Raw genomic sequence first — 17,235 nt, forward strand, 5'->3', positions numbered from 1 at the left:
ATGGGTCCAAAACATGTATTGACTACAGTAGTCACCTTTCTCTTTGCATTCCTCCTTTCGGGGCAAGAAAATGCATGGCGCATCGTTTCGAAAAACGAGATTCAACGCGAGTTTTCCGAAGATCGTACCCAAATCTACTCCGATAACATTGAAATGGCCGGAAAGCGAGTTGCGGCCATCGTGAACTATGCTATAGATTCGATGGGAAATCTCGCAGTGGAGCGCGAGGTGTTTTTCCCCCAATTGCATCCCTATATCAAAGAAAATGATCCGAGCTGGTATGTATATCGCTCCTATCTAAAGGATACTCATACAGATGCTATTTTACCGCAATTGTTTATCGGAGAAAAACAATTTGCGCCCGGGCCCATTAAAAAAAGTACTATTGATGGGATGTTACATTTTGAGCATCACCCCGCTACATCAGGTATCGTACTGAAGCGGTCTTTTTTACCCTCGATGAGCGAGCGGCTCTTTTTAGAGCGCGTTAGCCTAACCAATACCACGGATAGCACTATTCGCCTGCGCGCTGCACAAATGAGGTTAGAAACGAAGGATAGTGGTCAGAAAGGCACTTTTACAACGACTGTTTGGTCTGATGTACCGGATGCGGTTCAATTGAAGGCGGGGGAGACTTTTTCATTTTCCATTTCAATCGCTGCCCAATTGAATGATGAAGTACTACCTGCTTCGGACTTCGAGAAAACTTGGGCCGAACGAACCGTGTTTTTGAATTCCATATCCGGTTCTTTACAGTTGGAAACTCCAGATAAGGTGCTCAATACCCTTTTTGAATTCTCTAAAACAAGGGCTTCAGAGAGTATTTTCGAATCCAAATTGGGGTTGATCCATTCCCCCGGAGGAGGACGGTATTACGTAGGTATATGGGCCAATGATCAAGCCGAATATATCAGTCCCTTTTTTCCATATCTCGGGTACGACATTGGTCACCGGTCAGCTATGAATATGTATCGGGCCTTTGCCAAGGAAATCAATCCTGAATATACAAAGTTGCCCTATGCCTTCGAAGTAGAAGGTTTGCCACCTCCCAGTCCATTAGATCGAGGTGATGCCGCTATGATCGCATATGGCGCGAGCCAATATGCGCTGGCCACTGGTGATACTACGGTAGCGCATGAATTATGGCCTTTAATTACATGGTGTCTCGAGTACAATCGGCGACAATTGAATGAAGCCGGAGTGGTTCGCTCTGAGTCGGACGAAATGGAGGGTCGCATCGAAACCGGTGACGCGAATCTTTCTACCTCCTCATTGTATTATGGCGCCTTACGGCATGCAAGCGATTTAGCAAAATCACTCGGCAAATCAAATACCACTATTAAGCGCTATCAAAAACGGGCCAAAAAGCTGCGCAGTGCTATGGACAGCTATTTCGGAGCCGCTATCGAAGGTTTAAATACCTATCGGTATTATGATGGGCACACCAAGTTGAGGCATTGGATATGCCTGCCTTTGGTGGTAGGCATTGACGACAGAAAAGAAGATACTATCGAGGCGTTGTTCGATAGGCTGTGGTCGGGAAAGGGTGGAGTTCATGTTGAAAAAAACAACCCCAACAAATCGGTTTCCGAGATATTTTGGGATCGTGGAACCCTATATGCCTTGCGGGGCACTTTTATCGCCGGGGCCACTCAAGTATACCTTGATAAACTACAGCAGTTTTCAAAAGAACGTCTTTTGGGCAATCGAGTGCCTTATGTTGTAGAGGCATATCCTGAAGGGGGTATGGCGCACCTTTCTGCCGAAAGCGGACTTTATTGTCGCGTTTTCATCGAAGGGCTTTTCGGAATCAACCCCACCGGTTTTGACCGCTTCACTCTTACCCCTAGGCTACCGAAAGAATGGAACACCATGGCACTAAGGAAAATCAAGGCCTTTGGAAAAGACTTCGATATCGAGGTATCACGGACCGCTACAGGCGCCAACATACAGATCAAAGAGGGCCAAACCGGGAAGTTACTCCTAGAAAAGAATTCAAATCTTCAACAACCGATTTCGTTTCAATTTTAATTTTTCCTCTATGTACAAGTCGTTCGTTTTTTTTCTCTTCACCTGTCTGTTCACTCAAGGCCAAGAAAAAATCGTATCGATTCATGTGCTGGGAATCGTTCAAGATGCGGGCGCTCCCCATATTGCCTGTGAAAAGGCCTGCTGTTCTACCCTATTCAAAAATTCGGAGCTATCGCCTGAAGTAGTTTCCTTAGGTGTCATAGATGAAGCAACACAAAAAACCTTTCTTTTTGAAGCGACTCCCGACATCACCACCCAGCTTCGTGCCTTGAGGGGCAAAACAGATTTCAAGACCAACGATATTCCCGATGGCATTTTTCTGACCCATGCCCACATCGGTCATTATACCGGTTTGATGTACTTGGGCAAGGAGGCGACCAATGCTAAAGCCGTTTCGGTCTACGCGATGCCAAAAATGAAACGTTTTCTCGAGGAAAACGGTCCATGGAGTCAGTTGGTGCACAATTCGAACATACAGATCGAAGCCTTAAAAAATAAGGCGGAGATCCAACTTACTTCCGCCCTAAAAGTCATTCCCTTTACCGTTCCACATCGTGATGAATACTCTGAGACCGTAGGGTATACGATTATCGGGCCGCAAAAGCGCATACTCTTCATTCCTGATATCGACAAATGGGAAAAATGGAAAACTAGTATCGTCGCAGAAATCGCAAAAGTAGATTACGCTTTTTTGGATGCCACCTTTTACGACGCCCAAGAAATCAACAATCGTGCTATCTCGGAAATACCACATCCCTTTGTCATAGAGAGTATGGAGCTCTTTAAAAACCTGCCAAAAAGCGAAAAAGCGAAAGTATATTTCCTCCATTTAAACCACACCAATCCGTTGTTGAACCCGAACAGTGAAGAGTCTAAAGAGGTCTTAAAGAAAGGGTACCACATTGCGCGTAAGCATATGCGCTTTGAACTTTAAAAAGGGTGGAAACCAGTATAAAAAAACATATCGAATACCTACTTTGTATTCGAATTCGAAAGATACAGGGTCTTTCTGGAGGTGATATTTCCCGAGCCTATCTACTGGAAACCGATATGGAGCGCTTCTTTTGCAAAGTCAATGATCATGCCGATGCTTTTGATATGTTTCAGGCCGAAAAGTCGGGCCTTGACGCCATTGCCAAAACCCACACCATTGCTACCCCGAAGGTACTACTTTGCGAAAAACTGGAACAAGGGGGACTCTTAGTGATGGAATATATTGAACCTAAAAGGAGTGGTTCGAAAGATATGGAACTACTAGGGCATCAATTGGCAGCCTTGCATCGATTTTCAGGTGCTTCCACTTTCGGGTGGAAGACCGATAACTATATCGGAAGTCTTCCACAATCGAACCATATGCATTCGTCATGGCCTCAATTCTATGCACATGAACGGCTCCTTCCGCAATTCAAAATGGCATATCAACAACAGTTGCTTTCCTTTAATGAAGTACCTACGGAGACAACGCTTCTCGACATCTGCGAAAAGTGCCTGCCCAAAACCAAACCTTCCTTACTACATGGGGATTTATGGAGCGGCAACTATTTAATCGCCTCGGATAATACGCCTTACCTTATCGATCCTGCAGTCTATTTTGGCCATTTTGAAGTAGACTTGGCCATGACCCGTCTTTTTGGCGGCTTTGATTCCTCTTTCTATCGGGCTTATTCCGAGCATTTCCCAAAAGTAGGTGGGGAAAAGGCCCGAAACGATCTCTATCAACTTTATTACTTGTTAGTTCATTTGAATCTGTTCGGCAAATCTTATTATCGTCAGGTAAAAAGCATCATAGGTGCCTATTTCTGACATTTTTCCATATTTTTAAGGAAACCTTCTTCAACTATGAGTACAAAAAAAGGCTTGGCTTTTCTATTGGTATCGATATTTCTCGGAGGTTGTTTGATCCGTTGTACTTCGGACAAAAAGAAGGAAGTCGACCCAAGTCCACAGTACAGAACTTGGTCATCTTATTTGGGCGACCCGGGCCGCAGCCACTACTCAACACTTTCACAACTAACCAAAGAAAATGTAAAGGATTTAAAGGTCGCATGGTCATATGAAGCCGATGATTGGGGCCAAATGCAAATGAACCCTCTTGTGGTCGACTCTATCTTGTATGGCGTTACCGCTGCTTTACGCGTAGTTGCCTTACATGCCGAGACCGGTGAGGAAATCTGGCAGTTTGGTGATTCGGTCAAGGTGTGGCATTCCACTTCACGCGGAGTTTCGTATTGGGAAAAAGGCGACGACAAGCGCATCTTGTGCACACGAGGTTCTGACCTTTTTGCCTTGAACGCACTCACGGGAAAACCTATCGCATCCTTCGGAGATCAAGGAAAAGTAGATATGCGATCGGGAATGCCAGAATCCGCTAAAAATAAGTTTGTCATTTCAAACACTCCAGGAACGGTGTACAAGGATATTATTGTAATGCCTTTGCGTTTATCCGAAGGACCGGGAGCTCCCCCTGGAGATATTATAGCCTTCAATATCCTAACGGGAGACGTAGCATGGGTGTTTCATACCTTGCCAGAAAAAGGTGAAGAAGGATATGATACCTGGAGCACAGATCCAAGGGAAAGCCGTACCGTTGGCGCAGCAAATAATTGGGCAGGTATGGCTGTGGACGAGGAAGCAGGAATCATCTACGCCCCTACGGGTTCGGCCGCACCCGATTTCTACGGTGGAAATCGATTGGGCAGTAATCTTTTCGCGAATTGTCTGTTGGCTTTGGATGCCGACTCTGGAAAACGCTTGTGGCATTTTCAGTTCATACACCACGATATTTGGGATAGGGATGCACCCGCACCGCCCAATCTGTTAACGGTCACACAAGACGGGGAAAAAATTCCGGCAGTGGCTCAGGTCACCAAACAGGGTTATGTATACCTGTTCAATCGACTTACCGGGGCACCCCTATTCGATATTGAAGAAGTTCCTGTACCCCAATCGACCATTGAAGGAGAGGAAGCTTGGCCCACCCAACCGCTACCCATAAAACCAAAACCCTTTGCGAGACAATCCAAAGACCTTACAGAGGCCGATATTGGCACCTTTGCGGAAAACAGAGACGAATTACTGGAATTTTATGCCTCCGCCGACAAGCATCAGTATGCACCTCCGGCGTTGACCCCTAAGTTTCTTTTGCCGGGATACGATGGAGCTGCTGAGTGGGGCGGGGCGGCGGCCGATCCAGAAGAGGGAATACTCTATGTGAATGCGAACGAAATGGCATGGAATTTACAGATCGGACCCCAAGATAAGATTGCTGAAGATACGCCTATGGGTCAAGCCGCCTACCAAAAATATTGTGTCACTTGCCATCAAACGGACCGAAAAGGATTGGAGGCTAGTGGATTTCCTTCCTTGCTGGATTTGCAATTGCGCAAAGAAAAAACAGAGGTGAAAGAAATCATTACCAACGGTAAGGGAATGATGACGGGCTTTCCCCAAATCGAAAAAAAGGAAATGGAGGCGTTGCTACGGTTTTTGTACGAGGAGGAGATACAGCACAATGTCGTTGAAAAAGTAGCTTCGGATACCGATGAAACGGAAGGAAAGCCTAGCTATAAACACACCGGTTACAACAAGTTTTTGGATAGTAACGGACTGCCTGGCATAAACCCTCCTTGGGGAACAATGCACGCTATAAACTTAAATACCGGCGAATTTATTTGGTCTATTCCCTTCGGCGATACTCCACAATTAGGAGAGCGCGGGAAAGGAACCGGTTGTGAAAATTATGGCGGGCCCATCGTTACGGAAAATGGTCTCCTTTTTATCGCGGCAACCAAAGACGGTTACTTTCGGATTTTTGATAAACATACGGGCGATTTGCTTTGGGAGTATGCCCTTCCGGCCGCTTCATTTGCCACACCCGCTATGTATGAAGTGAATGGCAAACAATATATCGCTTTGGCCTGTGGGGGTGAAAAATTGGGAACGGAGAAGGGAAATCAAATCATTGCCTTCGCGCTAGAATAGTTGAATATGAAACGTCTTCGAATACTCGTTGTCGGTTGCGGAAATATGGGAACATCACATGCCCGGGCCTACAATCAAATGGATGGTTTTGAAATTGTCGGTCTGGTCAGTAGACAACCGAATAGTCGTGAAATGCTTTCCAAGGAACTAGGAGGTTATCCTGCTTTCGAGGATTATGAAAAGGCCTTACATGAAACACGGCCTGATGCCGTTTCCATCAACACCTATCCAGATACCCACGCCACATATATTCGCATGGCCCTAGATGCCGATGCCCACGTCTTTGTGGAAAAACCCTTGGCCCTTACTGTTGAAGATGCCCAAGAATTAGTTGATCTCGCCTTCAAAAAAGACCGAAAAATGGTCGTCGGGTATATTCTTCGCGTGCACCCTGCCTGGGCTACCTTTGTCAAGGTCGCACACACGCTAGGAAAACCTTTGGTGATGCGGATGAACCTCAACCAACAAAGTTCAGGTGCCAATTGGTATACGCACAAACAATTGATGAACAGCATGTCGCCCATCGTGGATTGTGGAGTACATTATGTGGATATCATGTGCTTAATGACCCGATCAGAGCCTATTTCGGTAAGTGCCATCGGTGCTCGACTTTCGGAAGAAATCGATCCGAAAATGTATAACTACGGCCAACTGCAAGTGCGGTTCAAAGATGGGTCAGTAGGTTGGTACGAAGCCGGATGGGGGCCTATGATGAGCGAAACGGCGTTCTTTGTCAAGGACGTTGTCGGTCCTAAAGGCTGCGTTTCTATAACCGATGAGGCCAAAGGCGATTCGGATAGTGTCGATGACCATTCAAAAACGGGAGGCTTGAAATTGCATCACAGTGCCCTAGACGAAAACGGAAATTTCATTAAGACGGATGAGTGGATAGACACTTCCGATGAACCCGACCATGACGGACTCTGTCGTTTGGAGCAGGACTATTTTTTACAAGCGATACAGCATAACGTAGATCTAAGCGATCATTTGCGGGATGCGGTGAACAGTCTGCGAATTGTGTTGGCTGCCGATCAATCGTTTCGAACGGGCAAGACCATAGAACTATAGGCTTATGATTACACTTCTTAAACAATCGGAATCCTTCAAGAATCGCATTGCAATTGTTTCCAAAGGAAAATCCTATTCGTATGGGCAACTTTTAAAGACCTCCAAAGCCGTAGCCGCGAATCTCTTGCGAGAAACCACTGACCTCAACGAAGCACGTGTCACGTTCTTGATTCCTCCTTCATTTGAATATACGGCTGTGCAATGGGGCATTTGGGCAGGAGGTGGAATTGCGGTTCCACTTTGCATATTGCATCCCTTACCGTCTATTCAATACGTGCTGGAAGATACCCAGGCAAGAATCGTCATCGCCGATGCCGCCTACTACGACTTTCTAAAACCCCTAGAAGACCATATGGGTATTTCGGTAATCACTTTAGAGTCTATTCTAAAGGAAACCATCGTACCATTACCCGACATCGACTCTTCAAGACGTGCGATGATCCTGTATACCAGTGGGACCACAAGCAAACCCAAAGGGGTGGTGACTACCCATGCCACTATTGAAGCGCAAATCACCACCTTGGTCAACGCCTGGGAGTGGCGAAAAGAAGATCACATACTAAATATCTTACCTTTACATCATGTGCATGGTATCATTAATGTGCTGAGTTGTGCCCTTTGGAGTGGAGCGTGTTGCGAATTTTTGCCAAAGTTCGATGCGGATAAGGTATGGGCCACGATTGCCTCCGAGCGATTGACACTGTTCATGGCCGTGCCCACGATTTACTATAAATTGATTTCTTTTTGGGAAGAGCTCCCAGCCACAACACAAGAAGTATACTCGCGGGCCGCCTCACAACTTCGTTTGATGGTTTCGGGTTCCGCCGCCTTACCAGTCCCTGTTCTGGAAAAATGGAAAGAAATCACAGGACAAACCTTATTGGAGCGCTACGGGATGACCGAAATCGGTATGGGATTATCCAATTCATACCGCGGAGAGCGACGGCCAGGGCATGTGGGATTACCCCTGCCGGGGGTGGAAATGCGATTGGTCGATAGTGCGAATAGGCCCGTACCCGAAAATACACCAGGAGAGTATCAAATCAAGGGACTAAGCGTGTTCAAGGAATATTGGCAAAAACCCGAAGCTACAAAAAAGGCGTTCACGGAAGATGGTTGGTTCATTACGGGCGATATTGGAATGTTGAGCGATGGACTTTATAAGATTTTAGGTCGTGATAGTGTAGACATTATTAAGTCTGGCGGCTATAAAATATCGGCTTTGGAAATCGAAGACGTGCTTCGAAAACATGATATGGTAGCCGATTGTGCAGTCGTTGGGTTACCTGATGAAGAATGGGGTGAAGTCGTATCCGTTTGCTTGATTCCCAAAAGCAAGGAACTTGATGTTGAGGAGGTCTCCAGTTGGCTCAAGACCCAATTGCCCGCCTATAAAATTCCTCGAAAATACATGCTCAGTGCCGAGTTGCCCCGTAATGTTTTAGGGAAGGTGACCAAAAACGAACTGAAGAAGCGGTGGCCTGCTATCGCTCCTTAAGGAAACGTATAACCTCCCTCCTTTTTTAGGATGGAAACATTGTAAAAACACTATTTTTAACTATGGATTTCTTCACCTTATTTCCGTATATAGGTATTCTCATTTTGGTCATTATTAATGCGGCTTTGGTGCTTCGTCGAAAGGTGACCATCGACGAAAGTGACCATACCCCGGAACACTGATGACATACTTCAGCGAACATTATGTCACGATTCTTTTGACCATATTATATGTGGGAGGATGCTTGTATATTGGATGGTATTTTAAAAAGAAGGCATCTCAAGGTGTTGAAGGCTATTATGTGGCCAAACGCGAAATTCCAGGATGGGTCATTTCACTGGCGTTCTTTTCTACCTCCGCTAGCACCAATACCTATATCGGGCAGGCCGGGAAATCTTTTCAATATGGCTTATCTTGGGCATGGATGGGTCTGATTTGGACGGTGTTCTGCATTATTTCCTGGCAATTATTGGGGCCTAAAATGCGCTTTCAAACGGCCCGTCTAAAATCCTTTACGATTCCCGATTATTTTCATTTGCGGTACAAAAGCGAGCTCGCCAAAAGTATTCGTGTGCTCTCTGCGGTCATTATACTGTTTGCCACCCTCTGGTACATGATCGGTATTGCCAAGGGTTGTGCCCATGTGTTGACGTCGGTTTTGGATATTCCTTATGAATATGGGTCGTTCGCGATAATCGCGATTACCTGTGCCTATACCATTTGGGGTGGAATGTACAGCGTATTATGGACCGATGCTATTCAAGGCATCATCATGTTCGGTGTTGCTATTCTAATGCTAGCTATACCCTTTATTTATGTTGGAGGACCGGACAATTTGCTGGAAGCCATCCGTACGACGGAGCATCTGACCAAATCAGGTGTGCCCATCAAATCGGGTTTAGTGACCTTCGGTGATCTGGTTTCCTTTCTATATATTTTGGGTATTGGGCTTTCCATCGGTATGAAACAGCTATCCGAACCAAAGAATCTTATTCGATTCTATTCTATCGACAATGCCAAAAGTATGCGATTTGCCATGATCTGGACGCCTGTTTTTCTCGGTATTTCCCTAGTTTGCGTTATGGGCCTAGGTGCACTGGTCCACAGTATGGCGACTCCTGATGAAGCTGCCTACCTTATTCAACATACCGACGAGGTTATTGGTTTTATGTTGGCCAAGTTCGATAACGAATTAGTAAGTGGTATTTGTGTGGCAGGGCTTTTCGCCGCCGGAATGTCTTCATTAGCATCTGTTATTATTATTATTGGAACAGCATTTGTCAAGGACATCTGGCATGTCATCAAGCCGATGCGCCAGCATAAAATCGTACCCCGTACCAAATGGTTCATGGCCCTGTACTGTTTATTGGTCTATGTGCTAACGCTTTACCCCATGGCGGGAATCGTGGAACTGACCGCTTTCGCCGGGGCAGTTTTTGCCGCAAGCTTTTTTCCTGCGATTTTCGGGGGACTTTATTTGAAATGGGGAACTGATTTAGGCGCCATGACCTCCATGATCGCAGGTATGTTCGTCAATATCATCTGGCGTTTCGCCATTCGGTTTGAATATGATGCCTTAAAGGATGTTCACGAGATCATCCCCGCCTTTATCGTATCAATGATGACCTATGTAGTCGTTAGCCTGTGGAGCCGGAAGCGAGCTCCCGATGCCGCTCATTTAGCAGTGGTTTTTGGTGTGTCTAAGAAAGCTTAGTATGGTCTACTTGGGCAATCGATTTTTTACTAGGGCTATTTGCCCCATATGATTGGCTTGATGCTCCATGACATGGTACCAGACATAATGGTAGTTCAACCCTTCATCGATTTCCGATGCAAACCAGATATCGTCTTTGGTTTTGAGTCCGGCCAAGGTTTTCTGACGTACTTCGTCCCAAAGATCTAAGTAATGTTCGATCGGTTCTCCTTGAAGCATATTTTTAACCTCATCATTTAATTCGCCAGCGATTCCAAGACGTTTGCGTTCCTCAGCGGTCCATTGTCTCCCTTCCAAAGATTCTATCTGATAATAGGCCTCTGTGGAAATTAAGTGCATCACCAAGGATCCTATACTGTTCGCATGTTCATCAAATCTAAAATCCGTTTCGGTTTGGTCCAGGTCTTTAACTTGTTCCGTGATTCTCGTCTTCAGATCTTCGAGCATGGCGACCATCAACCCGATGTCATGAGAGTACCCTTCCTCAGGGTGGATTTCGTATTGGGCGAAGCTCATCGTGGTTGTGAGCAACAGGATAGCTAAAAATCTAGGTTTCATTATCTTTTTTTTATTGTTTTGGCCTCTGTTCTTTCATTCATTTGCTTTGACAAAAATGTGCCCCAAAAATTATCTAAATACTGGCGTCTTGGTCAAATCGATCAGATCGTTGTCCTTTTCCTTCAAAATACGCTTAGCGCGCAAGTACCGGTTCAAATTGTATTCATCAAAATTCAATGCTTTGGGATCGACACTACTGACACGCACCATATTCGAAGCATGAATGAATTCGTCATTACCGATCCACATGCCTACATGTACCACTTTTTCCTTGGTAGAATCGGTCGCTTTTCTTCCGAAGAACAGTAAATCCCCCTTTTTGAGATGATCAAAGTTACGGTTTTCATCGATTTGCCTTCCCGTATGTACCTGTTGTGAGGCATCTCTGGGGATGACCATTCCGTTAAGAAAATACACGGTTTTGGTAAATCCACTGCAGTCCATTCCTTTGGTCGATGTGCCCCCCCATAAATAAGGAACCCCTGTTAAGGTTTTGGAAGTCGCCACTAGATTTTCAGGTGTAGGGTCCATCTTTTGAATCCATCCTGAATAGCTTTCCGCCTCATCAAAACGTACCATCGCTATACGCCCATCGGGATATGCGACGACAAAATGGTTGGCTGCTAATTTTACGAATTCGAGTACGTTTCCTGCGACCAAATCAGAGACCACTTCATTCTCCCCTGCATCCACATACGCATGGCCATAGGTTTTGGTATAGATAATCTTATCCCCTGTTTTCCAATCTTCAAAGCGTTGCGGTTCCATTAGGGTAATGCCCCCATCATCGACCCAAGACAGATACTTATCGGGCGTTTGAATATAATACCAACCTCCTGCCTCTTTTAATACTTTTACAGGGGTGCCCAAGGTCCCTTGAGTAGCCAACTCGGCCGAATGCTTAGGGTTACTTCTTAGGTTGGCAACCGAAATATTGATTACCGCTTGGGTCTTACCATCCAAAGCTTCGGAAGGAAGTAGTTGAACACTATCGATTACCCGAACATTCAATGTGGCTAGTTTCCCTTTTAAAGCATCTAGGGCATCGGGCAAATTGCTTTCCCCTTTTAAAATGATGTCTCCTTTTTGTTGTAAAGCGGACACATCAAAAAGCGCAACTCGCTTATCGGGAGCGAACTTTGTCTTGATCGCCACTATCTCGTCGTCAAATGGAATTTGCTTCGTTTGTTCTCCACAAGCTTCGAAGAGTAAAAATGTAAAAAGACCTAATACTATCGTATTTAATCGCTTCATCTTTCTTTTTAGTTAATTCTTACCGAAAATTACTTCTTTTTTGAGCATCTTATGTTTCTTTTTATAGTGTTTACTGTATTTACTCCCTCGATTTTACCAACCACCTCTAGTTTGTTGTGCATCCTATGCGGAAGTAAAATGCCCACAGGAAAGCCATACATCGATCAAAGTCCAAGTTTAAAGGTTTTTAAGCTTTATTCACTACTGCGAAACTACTTCATAACCAACTGTGCAGTTGGTTATATGTTTTTCGGGGTCAACTAGTAAAAAACAGTGATTACTTTGCAGAAGAAGCTGTTAAGCTCCTTCAAAATTGTAATTCAAAAGCAGGAAACTAACCCCTAACCATCATAACATGAGGGATACCATCCTCTAGATATTCACCTCCTTTTTCGATAAAACCCAGTGAATTGTAGAAACGTTTTAAATAAGTCTGGGCCGACAGCGCGATTGAAGTTTCCTTAAACTGTTCTTCAACAGCTTTAATCGATGCTGTCACAATAGCAACTCCATACCCATGTTGACGTTCTCCCTCCTTGACCACTACCCTACCAATACTAGCTTGTGCCAAATAATCGCCAGCTTTAAAAATGCGGGTATATGCCACAATCCTATGGTTTTTGGTTCCGATAATATGAAGTGCCTTCTGGTCTTTACCGTCCAAATCTTGATACACACAATCTTGTTCGACAACAAAAATTTCAGAGCGTAGTTGCAGTAAATCGTACAACTCTGCGGTATTCAGTTCTTCAAAGGTCTTTACGGAAATCTTGAGCATGGGTATCGGTATTAAATCATTACACAATTGTTGGCCCTTTTATTGGTTCTCGCAATGGTCTAAAGTCTACGTTATCAATCTTGAACGATGATTTGTTTACTATCACATTTACCGAATTCCGGTTGAATGTTCACATGGTTAATGCCATGATTGTGATACACTTCTTCTTCTATTCTTTCAAGAATAGCATCGAATTCGGATAGGCGAATATCTTTACTAAAGTCTATATGGGCCTCTAAGTGCACTTCATCTTCGTTTAACTGCCATATGTGCACATGATGTACGTTCTTTATAGGTTCTATTTTTGAAATGGCCGTTACGATTTCCTGTACCTCTATTGAATTTGGGGTAAACAACATCAATACTCGAGTCGATTGTTTCAATAGATCATACCCCATATAGATCAGGTATACGGCAATGGCCAAGGTCAATGCAGGGTCTACCCAATACCATTGAAAAAACTTCATTAAAATACCACCGATCAAAACCGCTACTGAAGCCATCATATCGGTCAGTAGGTGCAAATAGGCCGATTTCATATTCATATTACTATCCGCATCCCTTTTAAGAAGGAGTACACTGAATCCGTTTGCGCATATTCCTAATAAGGATAACCATATGACCAAATTCGAAGCGACTTCCTGGGGTTGTTGAAAACGTTCGACAGCCTCAAAAATCAAAATAATGGCGACAATCATCAGGGCCGCGGCATTGACAAAAGCCGCGATAATTTCCGCACGTTTATAGCCGAAAGTCTTATTGTTCGAAGAGGGTCTTTTCGATAGTAAGTTTGCCACATAACTCACAATTAAAGAAAGTACATCGCTGAAATTATGAAGTGCATCGGAAAGTAAGGAAAGGCTCCCGGAAACCAATCCCCCGATAACCTGGGCAACGGTAATCAAAATGTTCAGAAGGATGGAAATAATCAAATTACGCCCCTTCACATCCGGATGATGGTGATGGTCGTGATGATGTGAATGACTATGACCCATGGTATGTTATCAAACCTGTACGCTATCCACACAAGGTAACGAATAGAAACTACACCGTTTCGCTTCTAGATTCAATCGCCCAATACAAAATATCAAGTGCGATATCGCTTATTTTTCAACTAAGAACAAGGTATCTTTTCTATACGACGTTCATGTCTTCCCCCTTCAAATTCTGTATTCAAAAATACTTTGACCATTTCCAAAGCTTGGGGCAAAGAGATAAAACGAGCCGGAAGACTCAAAATATTAGCATCATTATGTTCACGACCAAGCTGAACGATTTCCTTGGTCCAACACAAAGCGCATCTCACCTTCTGATGTTTATTCGCTGTCATCGATGCTCCGTTACCACTGCCACAAACAATAATACCAAGATCTACCTTGCCTTCTTCTACGTCGGTGGCTACGGGATGAACAAAATCAGGATAATCAACACTATCGGTTCCATCGGTTCCATAATTCGTAACTTCAATGGACAATGATTTGAGTAATCCAATAATCGCAAGCTTGTATTCCGTACCTGCATGATCGTTTCCTATCGCTATTTTCATGATGTATGGCATTGGTTAGTAGCACAAAGGTACAAATACAAGGGGTTTCACCACAACTATTCATTACTTCACAACAGATATTTCAATAGATTCGTTTTAATCAGTTCATTTGTTGTTGAGATTCCCTATTAGGATCGTTGATAAAGTTCACAAAAAAACTGATTTAAAAATTTTGTGAATTCATAAGAATAATGCTTTACAAAACTATCTTCAGAATCCACAATTAACTTCTTAGAACATAAGAGAAAGATATCAAACTTTCATATTGAGAAGTTAACACTACCTTTGTGATTACTTATTATAAATTTTGTGTTGACATCACTTATGAAGATAAGTTGATAAAAATGTTAATCAACTGATTTCTATAACCCTTTCAGTTGTAAAGAATGTCAATAAATTTTTAAATCGGTTCAAAGCAAGATTTCTTTGAATTCTTTATCTCCATTATTAACATCCTATCATAAACACCATTTTTATTTTAAATTTTAAAAGAAAGAAATATATATTGATATAAGTGTTCATAACTTCATTGTACTATGAACTGACGGAACACTGATCTAAAAAATACGGTGGATTTCTACAGATAGTTATCCACGAAACAACTAAATATTGAATGTCAAAAAGAAACAAAAAGGCAAAAAACCATAGAAAAAACGAAATTACCAAAGGCATTTTCACGGTGCTGGAAAAAGAACCAAAAAATAGTTTCAACTACAAACAGATAGCGTCAAAGCTCGGTATTACAGCTGCTCATGATCGAAATACCCTAATCAAGAGATTGGGAGAATTAAAAGCCAAGAACCGAATTCTTGAAGAAGACCGTGGAAAGTACAGAGCCATTGCCAGTACCAAAACCTATCATACCGGAACCGTTGATATCACGGGAAGAGGAAATGCATACATCATAATTGAAGATATGGAAGATGATGTTTTCGTACCCTTCAATAAATTGAAAAAAGCATTTCATAAGGATACGGTCGAGATCTATATCTTTCCCAAAAGAAAAGGGAAGAAGCTTGAAGGAGAGATTACGAAGATTGTCGAACGCAATAAGACCCAGTTTGTCGGTATTGTCGATATGCAAAAGAACTTTGCTTTCATTCGTCCGACGGATCCTCGAATGTACACGGATATTTTCGTTTCTCAAGACCATATTGGAGACGCAACTAATGGCGATAAGGTGATTGTTGAGATGACCGAATGGCCTGATAAGACAGATTCCCCTTTTGGAAAAGTTATCGAAGTATTGGGTAAACCAGGGGAACATGATACCGAAATTCACTCTATTTTAGCGGAATACGGCTTGCCCTATTCTTTTCCTATTGAGGTCGAACGGTATGCCGATCAATTGGATACCTCTATAAAACCGGAAGAAATTGCCAAAAGAAGGGATATGCGTAATGTCTTGACATTTACCATTGATCCTAAAGATGCCAAAGACTTTGATGATGCGCTCTCTTTCGAGGTTTTGGAAAATGGGAATTATGAAATCGGTATACATATTGCCGATGTTTCCCATTATCTGCAGGAAGATACCGTTTTAGACGATGAGGCGTATAGTAGGGCAACTTCAGTGTATTTGGTAGATAGGGTCGTACCCATGCTACCCGAAGTACTGTCTAATAATGCCTGTTCGTTGCGACCGAACGAAGAGAAGTATACGTTTTCGGCCATATTCGAATTGGATGATCAAGCCAATATCAAAAACCAGTGGTTTGGGCGTACCGTAATCGATTCCAATGAACGATTCGCCTATGAAGAGGCCCAATATATCATTGAAAACGGAAAGGGGATGATACCAGATGAGGTTTCCATTCGAGGAGGTGCCTATTCAGTTTCAGAAACAGTTGTCGAGGCGACCTTGACCCTAGACCGTTTGGCAAAAATAATGCGCACCAGACGTATGGACCGTGGCGCCATTTCCTTCGATAAAGTCGAGGTCCGGTTCAACCTCAATGAAAAGAACGAACCTACCAGCGTGTATTTCAAGGAAGCGAAAGACGCTAATAAGTTGATCGAGGAGTTCATGTTGTTGGCCAATAGAAAGGTAGCGCAATTCATCGGGAAGCAAAAGCCCACAAAGACTTTCGTCTATCGAATTCACGATGATCCCAACGAAGACAAATTAATGGCCCTTAACGGGATTATCTCTCGTTTCGGTCACAGACTCAACTTTAAGGATAAAAAATCCATTAGCGCCTCTCTAAACCAGCTTCTCGAAGATGTAAAAGGGAAGAAAGAACAGAATTTGGTAGATACCCTGGCTATTCGTAGCATGAGCAAGGCGATTTACACCACCGATAACATCGGTCATTACGGCCTGGCTTTCGATTATTATTCCCATTTTACCTCACCGATTCGTCGGTATCCCGACGTAATGGTCCATCGGCTGTTGCAGCATTACCTCGATGGAGGCGCCTCGGCAAAAGCGGAAGTCTACGAGCAAAAGTGCAAACACTCTTCCGATATGGAGTATCTGGCCGCTAGTGCCGAACGTGATTCCATTAAATATATGCAGATTAAATTCATGCAAGATCATCAAGATCAAGAATTTGTAGGGGTTATCTCAGGAGTCACCGAATGGGGTGTTTATGTTGAGATTATTGAGAACAAATGTGAAGGTATGGTGCGCATTCGCGATATAAAGGGGGATTATTATATCTTTGATGAGAAGGAGTACGCTATAGTCGGCGAACGCACAAAAAAGACCTATCAATTAGGAGATGAGGTCATAGTCATGGTGAAGAATACAGATCTTGTAAAACGCCATCTTGATTTTGCCCTATTAGGTAAGAATGAATAGAATT

The 17,235-nt window shown here is 43.6% G+C and carries 13 protein-coding genes; 8 read left to right on the top strand and 5 right to left on the bottom strand.

The window, feature by feature from the left end:
* The 7 genes from ACKWCA_RS05210 (at window position 1) to ACKWCA_RS05240 (ending at window position 10,292) form a co-directional block, all read left to right on the top strand.
* Window positions 1-2,031 (top strand): glucosidase family protein, encoded by a 2,031-nt coding sequence (locus ACKWCA_RS05210; protein WP_413977082.1) that lies wholly within the window; start codon window positions 1-3, stop codon window positions 2,029-2,031.
* Between the two features lie 10 nt (window positions 2,032-2,041).
* Complete coding sequence (locus ACKWCA_RS05215) at window positions 2,042-2,965, top strand: MBL fold metallo-hydrolase (RefSeq protein ID WP_413977083.1); 924 nt, start codon at window positions 2,042-2,044, stop codon at window positions 2,963-2,965.
* A gap of 5 nt (window positions 2,966-2,970) precedes the next feature.
* Window positions 2,971-3,834: a fructosamine kinase family protein gene (locus ACKWCA_RS05220; protein ID WP_413977084.1), complete on the top strand. Its 864-nt coding sequence runs from the start codon at window positions 2,971-2,973 to the stop codon at window positions 3,832-3,834.
* 36 nt (window positions 3,835-3,870) lie between these two features.
* Complete coding sequence (locus tag ACKWCA_RS05225; protein WP_413977085.1) at window positions 3,871-6,012, top strand: outer membrane protein assembly factor BamB family protein; 2,142 nt, start codon at window positions 3,871-3,873, stop codon at window positions 6,010-6,012.
* Window positions 6,013-6,018: 6 nt separating this feature from the next.
* Entirely contained in the window at window positions 6,019-7,080 is a 1,062-nt protein-coding gene (locus ACKWCA_RS05230) for a Gfo/Idh/MocA family protein (RefSeq protein WP_413977086.1), read from the top strand.
* Window positions 7,081-7,084: 4 nt separating this feature from the next.
* Window positions 7,085-8,578, top strand: a complete 1,494-nt coding sequence (locus ACKWCA_RS05235) for an acyl-CoA synthetase (protein ID WP_413977087.1) — start codon at window positions 7,085-7,087, stop codon at window positions 8,576-8,578.
* 181 nt (window positions 8,579-8,759) lie between these two features.
* Window positions 8,760-10,292: a sodium:solute symporter family protein gene (locus ACKWCA_RS05240; protein ID WP_413977088.1), complete on the top strand. Its 1,533-nt coding sequence runs from the start codon at window positions 8,760-8,762 to the stop codon at window positions 10,290-10,292.
* A gap of 6 nt (window positions 10,293-10,298) precedes the next feature.
* On the opposite strand, the gene ACKWCA_RS05245 is transcribed toward ACKWCA_RS05240, so the two are convergent.
* From ACKWCA_RS05245 to rpiB, 5 genes are all read right to left on the bottom strand, one after another.
* A complete protein-coding gene (locus ACKWCA_RS05245; protein WP_413977089.1) occupies window positions 10,299-10,850 on the bottom strand; it encodes a DinB family protein in 552 nt (183 codons plus the stop codon).
* Window positions 10,851-10,919: 69 nt separating this feature from the next.
* Complete coding sequence (locus ACKWCA_RS05250) at window positions 10,920-12,104, bottom strand: C40 family peptidase (RefSeq protein ID WP_413977090.1); 1,185 nt, start codon at window positions 12,102-12,104, stop codon at window positions 10,920-10,922.
* A gap of 334 nt (window positions 12,105-12,438) precedes the next feature.
* Window positions 12,439-12,882 carry a GNAT family N-acetyltransferase gene (locus tag ACKWCA_RS05255; RefSeq protein ID WP_413977091.1) on the bottom strand — a complete coding sequence of 148 codons (444 nt, stop codon included), beginning with the start codon at window positions 12,880-12,882 and terminating at the stop codon, window positions 12,439-12,441.
* A 74-nt stretch (window positions 12,883-12,956) separates the two neighbouring features.
* The gene (locus tag ACKWCA_RS05260) at window positions 12,957-13,877 is read right to left on the bottom strand and encodes a cation diffusion facilitator family transporter (protein ID WP_413977092.1); all 921 of its coding nucleotides are present in this window, start codon (window positions 13,875-13,877) and stop codon (window positions 12,957-12,959) included.
* Between the two features lie 119 nt (window positions 13,878-13,996).
* Window positions 13,997-14,428: a ribose 5-phosphate isomerase B gene (gene rpiB / locus ACKWCA_RS05265; protein ID WP_413977093.1), complete on the bottom strand. Its 432-nt coding sequence runs from the start codon at window positions 14,426-14,428 to the stop codon at window positions 13,997-13,999.
* 613 nt (window positions 14,429-15,041) lie between these two features.
* Here rpiB and rnr point away from each other — a divergent pair.
* On the top strand, window positions 15,042-17,231 hold the full coding sequence (rnr, locus tag ACKWCA_RS05270) for a ribonuclease R (protein WP_413977094.1): 2,190 nt from the start codon (window positions 15,042-15,044) through the stop codon (window positions 17,229-17,231).
* Window positions 17,232-17,235 lie beyond the last annotated feature (4 nt).

It is taken from the genome of Maribacter corallii (assembly GCF_047345415.1).
Taxonomy (GTDB): Bacteria; Bacteroidota; Bacteroidia; order Flavobacteriales; family Flavobacteriaceae; genus Maribacter_C.

What these genes read in the sequence shown, in the direction of transcription:
- ACKWCA_RS05260 (WP_413977092.1), bottom strand. Translation starts at nt 13,877, where the DNA reads ATGGGTCATAGTCATTCACATCATCACGACCATCACCATCATCCGGAT.
- ACKWCA_RS05230 (WP_413977086.1), top strand. Translation starts at nt 6,019, where the DNA reads ATGAAACGTCTTCGAATACTCGTTGTCGGTTGCGGAAATATGGGAACA.
- ACKWCA_RS05250 (WP_413977090.1), bottom strand. Translation starts at nt 12,104, where the DNA reads ATGAAGCGATTAAATACGATAGTATTAGGTCTTTTTACATTTTTACTC.
- ACKWCA_RS05255 (WP_413977091.1), bottom strand. Translation starts at nt 12,882, where the DNA reads ATGCTCAAGATTTCCGTAAAGACCTTTGAAGAACTGAATACCGCAGAG.
- ACKWCA_RS05245 (WP_413977089.1), bottom strand. Translation starts at nt 10,850, where the DNA reads ATGAAACCTAGATTTTTAGCTATCCTGTTGCTCACAACCACGATGAGC.
- ACKWCA_RS05235 (WP_413977087.1), top strand. Translation starts at nt 7,085, where the DNA reads ATGATTACACTTCTTAAACAATCGGAATCCTTCAAGAATCGCATTGCA.
- rpiB (WP_413977093.1), bottom strand. Translation starts at nt 14,428, where the DNA reads ATGAAAATAGCGATAGGAAACGATCATGCAGGTACGGAATACAAGCTT.
- ACKWCA_RS05210 (WP_413977082.1), top strand. Translation starts at nt 1, where the DNA reads ATGGGTCCAAAACATGTATTGACTACAGTAGTCACCTTTCTCTTTGCA.
- ACKWCA_RS05225 (WP_413977085.1), top strand. Translation starts at nt 3,871, where the DNA reads ATGAGTACAAAAAAAGGCTTGGCTTTTCTATTGGTATCGATATTTCTC.
- ACKWCA_RS05240 (WP_413977088.1), top strand. Translation starts at nt 8,760, where the DNA reads ATGACATACTTCAGCGAACATTATGTCACGATTCTTTTGACCATATTA.
- ACKWCA_RS05215 (WP_413977083.1), top strand. Translation starts at nt 2,042, where the DNA reads ATGTACAAGTCGTTCGTTTTTTTTCTCTTCACCTGTCTGTTCACTCAA.
- rnr (WP_413977094.1), top strand. Translation starts at nt 15,042, where the DNA reads ATGTCAAAAAGAAACAAAAAGGCAAAAAACCATAGAAAAAACGAAATT.